The organism is uncultured Ruegeria sp. (assembly GCF_947497005.1).
Lineage (GTDB): Bacteria > Pseudomonadota > Alphaproteobacteria > Rhodobacterales > Rhodobacteraceae > Ruegeria.
In genome coordinates this window covers 122,156-137,697 of the sequence record NZ_CANMFF010000006.1, presented here as the reverse complement: position 1 = coordinate 137,697, position 15,542 = coordinate 122,156, and the positions used below count along the sequence as shown (strand labels likewise).

At 55.2% G+C, this 15,542-nt stretch carries 14 protein-coding genes; 4 read left to right on the top strand and 10 right to left on the bottom strand.

What is annotated here, in order from left to right:
- Nucleotides 1–64 precede the first annotated feature (64 nt).
- Together Q0816_RS10415 and Q0816_RS10410 are read right to left on the bottom strand one after the other, a co-directional pair.
- Nucleotides 65–709: a glutathione binding-like protein gene (locus tag Q0816_RS10415; RefSeq protein ID WP_298850122.1), complete on the bottom strand. Its 645-nt coding sequence runs from the start codon at nucleotides 707–709 to the stop codon at nucleotides 65–67.
- A 24-nt stretch (nucleotides 710–733) separates the two neighbouring features.
- Nucleotides 734–1,285, bottom strand: a complete 552-nt coding sequence (locus tag Q0816_RS10410; protein ID WP_298850120.1) for a cysteine hydrolase family protein — start codon at nucleotides 1,283–1,285, stop codon at nucleotides 734–736.
- Nucleotides 1,286–1,383: 98 nt separating this feature from the next.
- Between Q0816_RS10410 and Q0816_RS10405 the strand changes: the two genes are divergently transcribed.
- Nucleotides 1,384–2,373, top strand: coding sequence for a GlxA family transcriptional regulator (locus Q0816_RS10405; RefSeq protein ID WP_298850118.1), 990 nt, complete (start codon nucleotides 1,384–1,386; stop codon nucleotides 2,371–2,373).
- On the opposite strand, the gene Q0816_RS10400 is transcribed toward Q0816_RS10405, so the two are convergent.
- The 4 genes from Q0816_RS10400 to Q0816_RS10385 all read right to left on the bottom strand — a co-directional run bounded on the left by Q0816_RS10400 (nucleotide 2,357) and on the right by Q0816_RS10385 (nucleotide 7,670).
- Complete coding sequence (locus Q0816_RS10400) at nucleotides 2,357–3,097, bottom strand: aspartate/glutamate racemase family protein (protein ID WP_298850116.1); 741 nt, start codon at nucleotides 3,095–3,097, stop codon at nucleotides 2,357–2,359. The genes Q0816_RS10405 and Q0816_RS10400 overlap by 17 nt on opposite strands.
- A 39-nt stretch (nucleotides 3,098–3,136) precedes the next feature.
- Nucleotides 3,137–4,375: an FAD-binding oxidoreductase gene (locus Q0816_RS10395; RefSeq protein ID WP_298850114.1), complete on the bottom strand. Its 1,239-nt coding sequence runs from the start codon at nucleotides 4,373–4,375 to the stop codon at nucleotides 3,137–3,139.
- A 1-nt stretch (nucleotide 4,376) separates the two neighbouring features.
- Nucleotides 4,377–6,590, bottom strand: a complete 2,214-nt coding sequence (locus Q0816_RS10390; RefSeq protein WP_298850112.1) for a TRAP transporter fused permease subunit — start codon at nucleotides 6,588–6,590, stop codon at nucleotides 4,377–4,379.
- An 81-nt stretch (nucleotides 6,591–6,671) separates the two neighbouring features.
- Nucleotides 6,672–7,670, bottom strand: coding sequence for a TAXI family TRAP transporter solute-binding subunit (locus Q0816_RS10385; protein WP_298850337.1), 999 nt, complete (start codon nucleotides 7,668–7,670; stop codon nucleotides 6,672–6,674).
- Nucleotides 7,671–7,808: 138 nt separating this feature from the next.
- Here Q0816_RS10385 and Q0816_RS10380 point away from each other — a divergent pair, with 138 nt between their 5' ends.
- Nucleotides 7,809–8,753, top strand: coding sequence for a LysR family transcriptional regulator (locus Q0816_RS10380; protein ID WP_298850335.1), 945 nt, complete (start codon nucleotides 7,809–7,811; stop codon nucleotides 8,751–8,753).
- 46 nt (nucleotides 8,754–8,799) lie between these two features.
- Here Q0816_RS10380 and Q0816_RS10375 read toward each other — a convergent pair whose 3' ends face one another.
- The 4 genes from Q0816_RS10375 to Q0816_RS10360 all read right to left on the bottom strand — a co-directional run bounded on the left by Q0816_RS10375 (nucleotide 8,800) and on the right by Q0816_RS10360 (nucleotide 14,813).
- Nucleotides 8,800–11,001, bottom strand: a complete 2,202-nt coding sequence (locus tag Q0816_RS10375; protein ID WP_298850110.1) for a PAS-domain containing protein — start codon at nucleotides 10,999–11,001, stop codon at nucleotides 8,800–8,802.
- Nucleotides 11,002–11,004: 3 nt separating this feature from the next.
- Nucleotides 11,005–12,174: an FIST N-terminal domain-containing protein gene (locus Q0816_RS10370; RefSeq protein ID WP_298850107.1), complete on the bottom strand. Its 1,170-nt coding sequence runs from the start codon at nucleotides 12,172–12,174 to the stop codon at nucleotides 11,005–11,007.
- A 46-nt stretch (nucleotides 12,175–12,220) separates the two neighbouring features.
- Complete coding sequence (locus Q0816_RS10365) at nucleotides 12,221–12,904, bottom strand: response regulator transcription factor (RefSeq protein ID WP_298850105.1); 684 nt, start codon at nucleotides 12,902–12,904, stop codon at nucleotides 12,221–12,223.
- Nucleotides 12,905–13,046: 142 nt separating this feature from the next.
- Entirely contained in the window at nucleotides 13,047–14,813 is a 1,767-nt protein-coding gene (locus tag Q0816_RS10360) for a PQQ-dependent methanol/ethanol family dehydrogenase (RefSeq protein WP_298850103.1), read from the bottom strand.
- 174 nt (nucleotides 14,814–14,987) lie between these two features.
- Between Q0816_RS10360 and Q0816_RS10355 the strand changes: the two genes are divergently transcribed.
- Nucleotides 14,988–15,296 (top strand): hypothetical protein, encoded by a 309-nt coding sequence (locus Q0816_RS10355; RefSeq protein WP_298850102.1) that lies wholly within the window; start codon nucleotides 14,988–14,990, stop codon nucleotides 15,294–15,296.
- Nucleotides 15,278–15,541, top strand: a complete 264-nt coding sequence (locus Q0816_RS10350) for a hypothetical protein (RefSeq protein WP_298850100.1) — start codon at nucleotides 15,278–15,280, stop codon at nucleotides 15,539–15,541. The genes Q0816_RS10355 and Q0816_RS10350 overlap by 19 nt, the downstream gene beginning before the upstream one ends.
- Nucleotide 15,542: the final 1 nt, after the last annotated feature.

The window sequence follows — 15,542 nt, the reverse complement described above, 5'->3', positions numbered from 1 at the left end:
TCCTTGTCTGTCTTCTAGAGCCAGCGGACAGCCGCAAGGACCTGCGGCAATCCGACTTTTTTAGTCAGGCGGCAAACAGGTTCTGCCTCAGATCCTGATCCAGTTGCGTGTCGCTCTCGATCAGGGCCTGAATCGCAGGGCGCGCCAGAACGCGTTGGCGATAGGCTTCGATATTCGGATAAGTGGCATGATCCACCTGGGCGTACCTGGACAGAACAAAGAACCAGGTCAGATACGTATCTGCGGCCGAATATCTGCCTCCCAGCAGAAAGTCACGCCCGGTCAGGTGGTTTTCCAGAACGTCGAACCGCAGTGGCGCCAGGGCGCGGACACGGTCTTTCACTTCATCTGTGGCCTCCTGATAGAAGATGACGCGGAACAGACCCTTGTGCAGCTCAGTGGCGCAAAAGGCCAGCCAGCGCAGCATCTGAAAGTAGTCCGCGCTGGAGGGATCGATACGAAAATCCGCGTTCGTTGACTGCGCCTGTATCCAGGCAATCACGGTAGAGGTTTCGGTTAGCAGGGAGCCATCTTTCAGCTTCAGAACCGACACCTGACCCAGCGTGTTGACATCATAAAGTGATCCGCCAGACGCCAACTGCTTGGTAGCCAGATTGAGGGGTGCAATATTCAGATCAACCCCACCCTCAGCCGCTGCAAAACACGCAGCCAGAGAACATGTGAGGGGCGCATGGTAAAGTGTAGCCATGTGTTTTTCCGTCCTGTCAAGCTCTTACGCGGCAGCCAGATAGTCGGCGGTGGTCACGACTTTGGCATAAGCAAAACCCAGCGCCGACATATAAGCTCTGTGTACCTGCTCTGCCGGGATGACTTCACCGTTGAATTCAAGATCGCGCGAGGAACAAGCATCCTCGACCACAGTGACGTTCAGGCCGATATCTGCGGCGTTACGTGCGGCGGCATCGATGCACATATGGCTCATGTCGCCCGCAATTGTCACGTCGGTCACGCCGTTTTCTTCCAGCAATGCTTGCAGGTTGGTGTCACGAAACGCGTTAACATGGTGTTTGAGAACCTTGTGTTCGCCTTCTTTCGGCGTCACCAGAGCGTGAATCTCTGCGCCCGGGGTGTTCGGCTCAAAGAAAGGTGGGCTTTCGATCTGAAACTCGTGATGCACATGCACGATCATCTGGTCTGCTGTGCGGGCCTGCTCCAACAGACTGGCAGCGTTTGCAGCACTCTCTTCGATCTTGTGCAATTCCCATTCGCCACCGGGAAAATAGTCGTTCTGAATGTCGATCAGGATCAGGGCAGATTTTGTCATCGTGGTCTCCGTTACTGGCTGAGTATGACCGGGAAATAAGCTATGCAGCGCCATAACGTGACTGGCGCATCGGACATAAAAGATGCTAGATCGGACAAATGACCCCGATGCGAGATGCCATCACAATTGGTTTGGCCGCCTATCCCGAGTCTCAAAGCTCTGCAATCCACGGATTGCAGGATTTGTTTACGGTCGCAAACCGGTTTCAGGAAAAGTACTCCGACCACCTACGCCCGATTGATACACGAATTGTTCGCAGTTTCCCAAAAGACGAAAACCATCTGGACGCGCTGATTTTGCCTCCCTCAATGGGGCCACGGATTGCGAGCGCGAAAGAACAAGGCGTGATCAACTGGGTCCGGCAACATCACCAGCAGGGCGCGCTTGTATGTTCGATCTGCGCCGGAGCGTTCCCGCTTGCTGCATCCGGCCTGTTGGACGGTCGGAAAGCAACCACCCATTGGGCATTGGCATCAGAATTCGCCACCAAATTCCCACAGGTTCACCTGCAAGCCGACCGGGTGTTGATCGATGATGGTGACATCGTCACGGCAGGTGGATTGATGGCGTGGACGGACTTGGGCTTGCGCCTGATCGCCCGGTTTATGAGCCCGGCACTTATGCTTGAAGTTGCGCGGTTTTTCCTGATCGACCCTGGCGAGCGGGCGCAGAGCTTCTACAGTTCGTTTTCGCCTAACCTGACCCATGGTGACAAGGCGATACTTCGGGTCCAGCATTGGATACAGACCAAATATTCTGAACAATTGAGTGTTTCGGACATGGCGCATTGCGCACGACTTGAACTGCGTACGTTTGGACGCAGGTTCCACACGGCGACCGGGCTCAGCCCATCTGAGTACCTGCAGCAGCTCCGTATCGGGAAAGCCAGAGAGCAGTTGGAGCTGTCAAAGACCAGTGTCGAAACGATAGCCCGAGAAGTGGGATATATGGACATATCGGCTTTCCGGCGCATGTTTCAGAAAGTCGTCGGTTTGACGCCCGGCGAATACCGAAACCGGTTTTCGCCAGCTCAGTTACCCGAAACATCAACGCGCGGAAGGCACGACAGCATCAACCCCAGGGCATAAGCCCACCGTATCCGGTACGCGTGCTCACTGTATGTGCCATCTGTGCCAGTGTCGTCAGGTCAAAAACCGGTAATTTCAACTCTTCCTGAATACGGGCTGCGTAAGGCGGTAGGTCGGTGCATTCCAAAACCAGGGATCGTATTTCAGGCGTGTTGCGTTTCAGTTTGCGCACAGCGTCCAGAACTTCGGCTTCGATCAGATCAGTGTCCATGCGGGTGCGCGTATTGCGCAGGATTACCTCTGCGAACTCACTGGTATGCTCCAGGCCTTGCACGGCCACTGGTATATCCCCTGCACCGACGCCATCGAAATGGCGTTGTGTCAGTGCTGAGGCATCGGCGGTAATCACTCCGACCGGCGCGCTGGCCCCGGTCATGTGATAAGCCAGAGGTACCTGTATCAGGCTTGAGGCAAAAATGGGCACCGTCACGGCGGCTGCCAGCTCTTTCTGGAACAGTGCGAGAAATCCGCAGCTGCCGGTGATGGCTCGCACGCCTTCAGCCTCAAGCCGTTGTGCGCCCTTGATAAACGGGTCAAGCAATTCAGGCGTCGGATTGTTCAGCAGTGTCGGTACTGTGACACCATCTATCATTTCGTACAGCACCGGAAACGGCAGGCTGGATGGGTTCTTGATATGTCCGGGAGGTTTTGGGAAATAGCTTTCCAGACACAAAACCCCGATGGAGGCCCCGCAGATATTCTGTCCGCCCTGATAGATTGGCATGGTGTGGTGATCCTTTTTCGAAACGGCGCTTTGCGCGTGTTAGAACCGCGACAAGGCAAATGGGTCCAATGCTATGTTGAGGCGTCGCCCTGACACCAGGTCGGCCACGAGCTCTCCGGTTTTTGGGGCCATCATCAACCCGTAATGGGAATGGCCAAAAGCTCCAAACAGGCCCTTTTGACCTTCAATAGGTCCAATTGCGGGCAAACTGTCGGGGAAAGACGGGCGTCGGCCCATCCAGAACTGTGTGTCCGCGATGTTCAGATCCGGCATCATTGCCAGAGCCTGTTCTGTCAGAAGCGCCTGTTTGCGTGGATCCGGTGGCGCGTTGATGCTACCGAATTCCGCAGTACCCGCCACGCGCAGACCATCCTGCATGGAACTGGCAACAATTTTGGCGTCCACATCCATCACTGAATTCTCTAAGCCCATATTTGGCGTAGGGAATTGAACATGGTACCCGCGTTCAGCCACCAGTGGCACGGACAAGCCCAGTGGTTTCAGCAACCCGGCAGACCAAACTCCGGCGGCCAACACGACAGTATCTGCCTTAAGTGTGTCCTGCGGAGTTGCTATATGCCATTGTCCATCTTCTGTTCGGTTCAGCCCGGTGACTTCGGCTCGTACGAATTCAGCACCTTGATGGCGGGCCTTGTCGGCCAGAACCGCGCCGACCCGACCGGGTGAAGTGACCCGCGCCTGCCCCCTGATCAGGATCGCCGCTTTGAAATCTTTGGACAATGCAGGTTCAATCCGGCGCAGCTCGCTTCCGTCGATCCGCTCAAGTTGCCCGCCCTTTTCTTGCCGGATCAGATATCCCAGCGCCTTAAGGTCAGCCTGATCCGGTCGGCGAAATGCATGGATGTAGTTGGAATCAGCAATCAGATCTTCCTGCCCGGTATTCTGCAAATGTCGACGGTAGAGTTCTATCGAGGGTCGGCACAGCAGTTCCATCGCATCCGAGATATCGCGTACCGACTTCTCACCTGATTGCTTCAGGAACCGCAAACCCCAGGGCACCATCTTCGGCCAGAACGACGGTCTGACTGACAAGGCACTTTTGGGATTCAGCAGCATCTGTGGGATCGTTTTCCAGATACCGGGCATGGCCTGCGGGATCACTGACCAGGGTGAGACGACACCGGCGTTGCCAAATGAGGTCTCTTGCCCCGGTTCCCCTCGGTCGATCAGCCGCACGGCTGCGCCGCGCTCCTGCAAGGACAGCGCACAGCAGATGCCGACGATCCCGGCGCCGATAATGGTAACCTGTTCAGACATGTCAGGCCGTTGCTTGAGTCCGGGAGCGGGCGATCAATTGTGTGACAATGACCGGTGATGCCACCGCAAGTGCGATCAAGTCAGCTGTCAATGTTGGGGCCACAAAAATGATCCCGGCGATGGCCATCAGGATGCGCGAGATCATGTTGAGAGGTTGCAACCAGTAACCGACGACGGCCGCTGACAGGGCGATGACCCCGGCAATACAGCTGGATGCGGTATAGGTGAATTCCCATAGATCAAACCCGGTGGACGATACGAACAGCAGAACCGGGGCATAGACAAACGCCATCGGCGCGATCACCTTGCCCAACCCAAGCGTAAAGGCGGAAAGTCCGGTTCTAAACGGATTGGAATTCGCAATCGCTGCCGCTGCATAGGCCGACGTGCAGACCGGTGGGGTTATCTCGGACACCACGCCATAATACAACACGAACAGATGGCTCGCGATGGGTGGAACACCCAACTGCGCCAGCGCAGGCTGTGCGACTGATACCAGCATTATGTAAAGCGCGGTGGTGGGAATACCGGCCCCCATCAAGATGCAGACAATAGCGATGAAGACCAACGAGATGAACAGTTGCAGGTCTTCCATAGCAAACAGCTGGAAACTGCCGAACGAGATCATGTTGTAGAGATCCGCTGCCAGGTTGCCCGCGCCCTGTGTCACCATAAAGCCGATGCGGAAACCGATGCCGGTGGTGTTGATCACGCCCACTACGATGCCGACTGCAGCGGCAGCGGCGCCCACGGCCAGCGAGTATTTTACGCCCAGTTCCACTGCCTGAAGCATCTCGGGCACTTCGATACGTTTCTGCGGATTCAGCGAGGCGATCACCGACAGGCCGCACAGGATTGCGGTCATGGTCAGGTCAAAGCCGCCATCCGAAAACTTCCACAACACAAAGGCCAGGAAAGCTGCAGCATAGATCAATGTCGGAGGCTGCTTGATCCGTGACATACCGGCGATCACCGCCAGTGAAATGCCACAGAAGGCCGACATGAATGGCGTGTAACCTGTGAACAGGACCACCAGCAGGCCGATTAGCGGCACGATATTGGCCCAGCCTTCGGACCAGACAGCTTTGAGCTGCGGCAGCTGTTCTTTCGACAGACCTTTCAGGTTCAGCTTGCGCGCCATCAGGTGCACAACCGTAAATACACCGACATAGTGCAAGAGGGCTGGGAAGATCGCCGCAATCACGATGGTAGTGTAAGGCACCTCGAGAAACTCAGCCATGATGAAGGCTGCCGCTCCCATAATCGGTGGAGTGATCTGACCACCTGCCGAGGACGCGGCTTCGACCCCGCCCGCAAAATGGCCGGGATATCCAAGGCGCTTCATGTTGGGAATTGTCAGCGCGCCGGTCGAAACGGTGTTGGCCACCGAAGAGCCCGAGATCGTGCCGAAGAAGGCCGAGGATACCACCGACACTTTTGCCGGGCCGCCAGTATAGCGGCCCGCCAAAATGGTGGCGTTATCGATGAACAGTTGTCCCAAACCGGTACGCTGCGCGATGACGCCGAACAGGACGAAGTGAAAGACGATAGTCGAGACCACCCAAAGCGTGACGCCATAGATGCCTTCCTGCGGGAAATACATCGACGAAACGAAGGTTTTGAAGTTGACGCCAGGATGTTTCAACAAGCCGGGGAAGTAAGGCCCAAGCAGGGCGTATGAGATGAATACACAGATGATCAGCGGCAGCACCCAGCCCAACGTGCGGCGCGCGATGTCCAGCACCAGCAGGATAATGACGACGCCGAGGAATACATCATAGTTGTTCGGGTTGCCCATGCGGAACGTTTGTTCTTCGATCCCCAGGAACGGAATGCCGCGCCAGGCGAAGCCGACATACAGGGCCGCCATGATGCCGAACGCCATGAAAACCAGATCATAGAGAGGGATGTTGCCGATGCGGAACCGGCTTACTTTTAGCGCATAAAGGCTTTTGGCACTGATGATCGGGATGGTCGCATAGACCAAAATGAACAGGCCCGCCAGATAGATGCCCATATGCCAGTGATCGGCAGGCAGACCAAACCCGGCGGTCAGGAATTCATAGAAGGCAAAGATCAGGGCAACGACTCGTAGCACCTTGCCAGTTACAGGGGTGACCTGCCGGACGGCGGCGCCTTCGTCGAACTGCTCTTCGATGGCCGCCAATTCCTCGGCTGTCAGTTCATGGTCATCAAGTTTCTGAGTGTCGGACATGATGGCCCCCTGATTTCGCAAAATTCTAGTGTTCGGTGCCCCGAAAGGGGCACCGGAGGAAACGCTTAGACGCAGTTTCGATTATTGCAGAAGGCCTGCTTCTTTATAGAACTTCTCGGCACCCGGATGCAGCGGAACGCCAAGGGCCTGGACGCCATCTAATGCGGTATCCGCAGTAATCTGCTTACCTTTGGCATGACCGTTATCCAGCAGTTTGCGGGTATTGTCGTTCCACAGGGCCTTGGTCAGGCCATAAACCAGCTCATCCGACAGGTCCGAGGATACCACCAGCATGGCACTGACCGCAGGGGTCTTGGTTTCAGCATCGATACCTTCATACACACCGCCCGGTATGGCGGACGGAATATAGGCCGGAATAACCTCGTTGATCTTGGCCAGGTCTTCATCGCTGAAGGAATGGAGGTTCATACCTTTGGTCGAAGACAGTTGCACCATCGCGGCAACAGGCCAGCCCGCAGCGTAGAAATAGGCGTCCAGCTGACCATCGGCCAGTCTCTCTGCGCTTTGGCTGTTGTTCAACTCAGCCTCGTCCATGTTGTCACGGTTGACACCCCAAGCGTCCAACATTTGGAGCACGGCCACCTGTGTGCCGGAACCTGCCTGTGCGATACCTACGCGTTTGCCTTCCAGATCACTCAGATCGCTGATGGTCTGGCCCGCAGGCAGAACCAGATGCAAGTCTTCGGGGAACAGGTTGGCGACGATGCGCAGCTTGGGGTGGGGTTTTCCGTCGAACTTGCCTTCGCCCAGATACATCGAGCGCGTTACATCAGCCGCGGCCAGTCCGGCTTCAAGCTCGCCGTTCTGCACGGCAGCATTGTTAAAGACCGACGCTGTTGTCGATTGTGCAATCGCGATCAGGCCGGGTACGCCGCACTGTCCGCCCTCTTCACAGGGGCGCGATCCGGGAGGAGCCGAAATCCCGTTGGCGATGGTCCCGCCAATCGGGAAATAGGTGCCGCCAGCGCCGCCAGTGCCAATGCGGAAAAAGGTCGGGTCCTGTGCAAAAGCAGGCGCGGCCAGTGCGCCAGCCAAAGCCAAACCCGTAAGGCATTTCATCAGTTTCATCATATGCTCCCAGTTTTGGATCCTTGGATTCGGTTCGTTCGAACTCTGATCCATCCAGCCTATGGAGAATTATCATAAATACAAATTTGTTATATTTAACTATACAGAAGTTTTACTTATACTTTGAGTATGAATCTTACTCAATTGACCGTATTTCGTGAGGTGATGGAGACAGGCTCTATCTCTCAAACCGCAAAGAACCTGAACCGGACGCAACCGGCCATCAGCCTTGCAATCAAGAACCTGGAAAGAAGTCTTGGACTGACGCTATTTGAGCGGAAAGGGAGACGTTTGATCCCGGTGCCTGAGGCCCGTTATCTACTTGCCGAAACCACCGGCGTTCTTGACAGATTATCTATTATTTCCAGCACTATGCATGGGCTTCTTAAAGGAAGCTCCGGCAATCTGAATATTGCCGCTATGCCAGGGCCCTCCATTTTTGCCTTCCCTAATTTTATTAGTCGCTCGGTCGGTGGAAATCCGGACATTCGGGTCACACTTTCGACCCGCAGCTCGCCTCAGATTATGGAATTGGCGGGAACTCAGAACATCGATTTCGGGTTTGCCGATTTCGAGCATCCGGTTGGCAAAACACCACAATTCTCGGCAGAGATCATAAGTGGAGATTGCTTTTGCGCGATGGACAGAGACAATCCGTTAGCCCGAGAAAAGGCCCTGACGATTTCTGATCTCGATGGTGTTCCAATGGGTGGGTTATATGACACGCACCCTTTTCAGAAGAAAGTGCAGCGTGCTTTTCAGATGGTCTCGGCCACCTACACGCCAAACGTGACGTGCCAGTATTTCCTGCCACTCATTCCCTTCGTTGGATCGGGTCAATGCTGCACGATTGTCGATCCTTTGACAGTCGTGACAGAACGGAAGTTGAATATGTCCAACGGCCGTGTCGTTTTCCTGCCGTTCAAGGGCCCTCTCAGGTATGAATACGCGATCCTTTCGCCAAGCCATCGACCTCCTTCGCAGTTGGCGCTGAAGATCAAAGCGGGATGGAAGGCAGAAGTCTTATCGATGCTGGAGCAAATCAACGCCAATCCCCGGACAGAAGACATCTGAAAGTTCTGCGGCTAACCGAGATAACTGGTGCCGCTCAGGTGTCGCGTTATATCGAGCTTTCCAGTGTTGACCTGAGCAGTTGCGGATCAATCGGTTTATAGAGAAGAGGCAGCTTCGCCTGCTCGCACTGCTTAACAAGTTCGGGTGATCGGTTGGCTGAAATAATACAGCCGGGCAGATACCCATATTCTCGTGTCAGGGCGCGTATGGCATCGATCCCTGTTTTCCCATTGTTCAATTGAAAGTCGGCGACGACAAAGTCCGGGAGGATACCAATCTCGCGTAATAGATTGACCGCCTCTTTTTCGCTTTCACATTCCAGAACTTCAACACCCCAAGCTTCGATGGTCATGGTTAACGCGCTGCGCAGGTTTTCATCGTTTTCGATCAGCAACGCGATCGCGTTGCCAAGAAAGTCGGAACTTGGGTTATGTGATTCTGAAACGCTTGACACCGGGGTCGGTTCTGCCAGAGCCAAAGGAATTTCAACGGAAAACCCAGTTCCCTTTCCTACTTCCGAATGCAGTTGGATCGGATGCTGCAACAACCCGCAAGCGCGCTCGACGATTGCAAGGCCCAATCCCATGCCTTCTGCCGCGCTGGCATCGGAGTGTAGGCGCTGGAATTCTTGAAAAACGATGTCTCGTTGATCTGGTGCGATGCCGATGCCCGTATCCCAGACCTCGAGTGCTATTGCGGTCTTGCGCCGTCTGACACCAACCAAAACCTTTCCTGTTTCCGTGTACCGGATCGCGTTCGATAGCAGGTTTTGCAATATCCGCCGCAGATAGCTGGCATCGCTAGTGACCAGTGCCTTTGTGTCGACAAAACTCAAGTTCAGACCTTTGGCCTGAGCGACGGGCCGAAAGGCGTCCTCCATTTGAGAAAAAAGCTCGCCTACAGCCACCGTGGACAAATGAGCCTTGGCCCGCCCGGAATCCAGCTTTGAAATATCCAGCAAGGCTTCCAAAATGTGTTCGACGCTGTTCAGCGCGCTTTCAGCCTTTGTTGCGACGGTCTGAGCGTCGCATTTGTCCAAACCACTACCCAGTGACGCGACATAGAGTTTTGCAGCAGATAGGGGCTGCAGCAGATCGTGGCTGGCGGCCGCCACAAATCGCGATTTTGATGCATTCGCTCGTTCAGCCTCGTTCAGAGCATCCGCCAGTTCCATTGTGCGCGATGCCACTCGTTGCTCCAGAAGTTCCTTGGCTTCATACAAAGCCTGAGCGGACTTCCGTTCTGCCGTCACATCGGTAAACGAAATAACAAAGCCCCGGTCAGGCATTTCCTGGGCATAGACGGACAAGATTTTAGATCGCCCCCGGTGCATTTGGAATTGAAGGGGTCGGCGAGAGATTTGCCGACTGACCCAATCCAACAGATCCGCCTCGGTAATTCCTTTCTGAAAGCTGATATTGGCGCTGAGGCGATTGGATAGAGTCTCAAATCGCGTACCCATCTGAAACTGCGTGACCGGAATGGCCAAAAGCTCACTTGCACGGTTGTTCCAGCCGATCAGGCGGTGTTTGCTGTCAAAAATACAGACGCCCTGATCGATATGTTCAAGTGTGGCGCGGATCAGTCTTGCCTTGTCATCAAGAATTCGATCCCTTTCCTGCCGTTCGATCCGCATGATATCTGTCACGTCGGTTTGCAGGATCACAGTACCGCCGTCTGCTGTGCGGTGTTCGGACACTTGTGACCATCGATTGCCGGCGAGACGCACGTTAAACACAACATGGTCATCCGTGTGCCGGTCCAGTCGGCTTTTGGCCCAGTCCTGTGAAGACATAGTCTCAGGCAAGGACAGGAACCCGGATTGGCTGACCAGCTCAACATACTCGCTAAAGCGTAATCCGGGGCTGAGCCGTTCCTGTATGTCGGGCATGTGCAACCCAAAACGACTGTTGCACAGAACCAGCTCTTCATCACGATTGAACAGGGCGAACCCTTCTTGCACTGTTTCGATCGCGTTGGCCAGATTGGCCCGTGCCGCTTCGGTTTCCTTGTTGGCCTGCGCCAACCTTGCATTGGAGTCATTCAGAAGCTCAAGTGCACGTTCAAGGTCATCCGTTCGGGCGCGGACCTCTTGTTCCAACATCGCCGCGCGCTGAAACTGAGCATAAGCCGCGCCCGAGGCGTCGGTGGACTCTTCAACCCGCCGCATCAGCGCTTCGACGATCTTCCTCAGTTTTTCGTTCTGACGATCAACCGAGTCCGAGGGATCTGTGAGATGCTCGATCATGCTTTACTCTTTCTCGGGCGGGTAAATCGCAACACCGGTCAGGGTCTGGTTCACATGGATCGAATTGTACTGTTCCCCATAGGTCGAAAACCCGACGACGCGATTGCGGGACAGAATATCCGAAATATCCCGTGTCATCTGTTTTTCCTGCGCCTCCAACCGGCGAAGGATGCAGTCACAGCCCAGAATGGTGTCTGGTTGTCGTTTCTCCGTCAGTAGTCCGATCTCTTCCTGCAGATGTTCGACCATGTCCCGGGGCTCGGCCAAGGTCAGAACCAGCCCTTCGTCAATGGCCGAGAAAAAGACGAGATCCCCGTTACCAGCCACCTGCTGAATCGCGCGGACATGGTGCTGGCCGCCGATTTGCACAACGACCGGATGGGCCGCAAAGGTGAATGTCGTCAGTTGTTCCGGGTCCTTGCCCAGGATTCGGGCGTATTCGCGCGCAGCGGGTTCGGCATTGATTTCCTGAACGATGCGTTTGGCGGGGTCCGCTTTGGTCACCACCATACGACGCTCGGCCGGGACAAGATGATCTGTTTTGAACACTTTGATCGGGCAGCACGTGCGAACCTGGGTCAGGATAGCCGCATTGCTCCGCGCTTGTCCTTCGTGCAGAACATAAGTGCTCCCGAACCGGGTACCATCCCCCGCCGATCCACCGAACAAAGGTACCGGACCCAGGCCAACGGCCAATTCAGATGTCAATTTATCTTCTTTTGTCGACAACCCATCAATCATCAGAAACGTGAATTCATGGTACCATTCGGGCGAGGTTTCAATCATCGCGTTTCTGTTGTGGATCATCTCTTTGATGATGCTGTTGGCGTCAAAATCGTTCAGGTCTGAAACAAAGACCGTGCGCGTTGCGAAATGGGATTGCGGCAGGCCGATCGCGACGATCTGGTCTTCGCAATAGCCATTATCCGCCAGCTCTCCGGCGGTTGTGCAGCCGACGACAGGGGTCGGATGAAATGAGCTCTCGGCTTCGGCAATGATGGCGGACGCATCCGCGTTTGGACTGACAAACAGTATGACAAGCGCGAGCGGATCATCACCCAGCTGGCGTTCGAGCGTCTCGATTGACTGCCCGGTGTCGTACTGTGCAAAAGCCGTTTTAACGATGCCTGGCGCACGGGCCTGGGCTGCCGCCCACCCGACTGCTTGGTCCATCGTGCCTCCTCCCTAAAAGCGCGACGATGACGTGAGACTATGATGCTTAACCCTGATCTTGCAAGACACTGGCAAAAGACGCTTTCTTGGCGATTAAAACTGCTTGCGTGCGGCTTTGCACACCCAGTTTCCGCATGATTGCGGTCACATGTGCCTTAACCGTTGTTTCTGCGATCGAAAGGTCATAGGCGATCTGCTTGTTCAGTTTGCCTTCGCAGATCAGTTGCAGGATGCGGGCCTGCTGATTTGTCAGCGTTGCAAGCCGGTTGACCGCGTCGCTGTGTTCATCGACTTCTTCTGCGTCGATCAACACGCAACCTTCAGGCACAAAGATTTCACCAGAGTGAACCGTTTCGAACGCCGTACGGAACACTTCACGTTGGCTGTGTTTGGGGACATAACCCGACGCCCCAGCCTGTATCACCTGACTGATAACGCGGTTATCCGCCAGCGATGACACGACAATAACAGGAGCGTTAGCCGCAGCCTTCAGACGAACGAGGCCGTCCAGCCCGTCTACATCCGGCAAGTTCAGGTCCAGCATGACCGCATCGGGTTTTAACCCGCCCGCCAGCAAATCCATTGCGCCTTCCAACCGATCTGCCGTGTGAATTTCACCGATCCGGGCCACACTTTGCAGAGTCATTGAAAGGGCGTCGCAGAACAACGGATGGTCATCCACGATCAGCACATTTTCGAAATCGTTTCGTCCGGCGGATTCAGCAAGCATTAAGTTCAGCCTTTTGCGTTCAAATGGTCTCCAGCCTAACCAATCCTAGCAACCAAAGAAAACCACGCATACTGGCGGAAGGTCGTATAAAAACGCGCGCCCGGATCACAGGGCGCGCGTCGGAGTGTTGAATTGATTGGAGTCAGTTCGCCGAAGCCAGTTCCTTCGGCAGGCGGAAGGTCCACAACGTGCCGCCCTGGTTCAGGTAGTTGACTTTTTTGGCCACCTCACCGCCCCAAAGCGGAACCGCGCCTCCCCAGCCGGATATGACCGAGACATACTGTTCTCCATCCTGCTCCCACGTAACGGGTTGCCCAACGATGCCTGAGCCGGTCTGGAATGACCAAAGTTTTTCGCCGGTCTCGTCGTCCAACGCGATAAACTCACCTTCGGGCGTGCCAAAGAACACCAGCCCTCCGGCTGTTGTCATCACACCCGACCAAAGCGGTGCGTCGTTCTTGTATTCCCACTTCCATTCGCCGGTATCCGGATCAATAGCCTTGAGCGATCCAATGTGATCCTCGTAGTTTGGCTTGATGGTAAAGCCAGCGCCAAGATAAGCGGCCCCTTTTTTGTAGGTGATCGGCTCGTTCCAGATATCCATGCCCCATTCGTTGGACGGCACATAGAAGTTACCGGTACGTTGCGAGAAAGACATCGGCATCCAATTCTTGCCGCCCAGGAAAGAAGGCGACGCAAAGATCACTTCTCCCTTCTTGCCGTCTGCGGCCGATGTTGGATCGCCAGGGCGGTTGTCTTCGGCAAAGATTGGACGGCCGGTTTCATCCACGCCGGACGCCCAAGTAATGTCCTTGACGAACGGGTTTGCTGAAACAAAGGCGCCATCCTCGCGGTTCAGAACATAGAAATACCCGTTGCGATCAGCCGTGGCGTAACGTTTGTTTCCTTCACGGTCAGCATAGGCAACAACCTCGTTTACACCGTCATAGTCCCAACCTTCACGCGGTGTCGTTTGGAAGTACCACTTGATGTCGCCGGTCTTCGGGTCGATCCCAATGCGGCTGGCGGCATATAGGTTGTCGCCCGTATTCCCATCGGTCGGCGCCCCCGCGTCGCGCAACCATGAATTCCACGGCGCCGGGTTCCCTGCCCCGAAAACAAGCGTATCCGTGTCCGCGTCGTAAGAGCCACCCAGCCAGGTCGCGCCACCGCCTGTCTTCCACATGTCACCGGGCCAGGTTGCATTCAATTCGCCGGTCATGGTGCTTTCTTCACCATTGAGCGTACCCATATGGCCTTCAATCACCGGACGTTCCCACACCAGATCACCGGTGTTGACGTCGCGCGCCTGCACGGCGCCCACGATTCCGAATTCACCGCCGGAATTTCCTGTGATCACCAAACCATCAACGATCAGCGGAGCGGCTGTGTAGGAATACCCCGCCTTATAGTCCGCGATCTTGTCGCGCCATACCACGTCACCAGTGTCTTTGTTCAGGGCCACAATCCGCGCATCAAGTGTGCCGAAGATCACCGTGTCGCCATAAATCGCAGCGCCCCGGTTCACCACGTCGCAACACGGCAGAATACCTTCAGGCAGGCGTGCATCGTATTGCCAAACCTCTTTGCCGGTCTCCAGATCAATCGCATACAAACGCGAATACGACCCGGTGATATACATCATGCCGTCATAGATCAGAGGCTGGGTTTCCTGCCCACGCTGCTTTTCGCCGCCAAGGCTGAAAGCCCAGGCAGGCAACAGGTTTTTGACGTTATCCTTGTTCAGCATGTCCAGCGGGCTGTAGCGCTGTAAATGGCGCCCCATACCGTTCGTCACAATCTGAGTTGTGATCGTTTGGTCGTTGGCCAGATCGTCCTCGGTAACTTCCGCATAGGCCGCGCCTGCTGCAATTACACTTGCAACCGTTGCCATGATAAACCGGTTCATCGGTGTCCTCCCTAGACTTGTGTCTTCCCTCCACGCCGAATCCCCGACAGATCGGAGCTGTGGGCGTGGGTATTATTCGCAGGAGGGTCTTTCGGCGAAATTGCACAATGGTCGTAGGATGCACGTCACGGACTTCAACTGGTGTGACACATCTTTTTTAGCTCGGAGGGAACGATGCAGAAGACGCTCGCAGGGCTTATTGTATTCGGGTGGTCTGTTGGCCTGCCCGTCGGTGCCGATACGCTGAACGGGCAGAAGCAGGTTTCGCTAATCGATAATGAGAAAGGTAAAGCCTCGATAAGATACATTAGCTTTTTCTCAGAAGGCCTTACTGCCAATTATGAAATCTACCTCAACGCCGAACCGTTTTCTGAAAATTCCTGTCCATGCGCTCGTTTCGGTGTTTGGAAGGGCCCGACAAATATTGGTGCCATGTCCCTTACCCCTACGTGCTGCGACGCCAGGTGTCGGCCGATGATCTGACCGATCTGGAATACGATCTTTTGTTCATCCACACGGGCGCCACCGAGTACGGCATCGATATGTGGATCGGGATTTACTATCAACTTCAGACCGACGGTGATCGACCGGTCGGGCAGTTGCACGAGATGGATATGGGCCTGCTGGCAGTCCCGCCTGCTGAGGGTGACCTGAGGCCGGTCACCGACAAGGACATTCACGAGGCCGATCCGGACAGTCACTGGCTGCCGCAGCTTGTGATCGAATAGC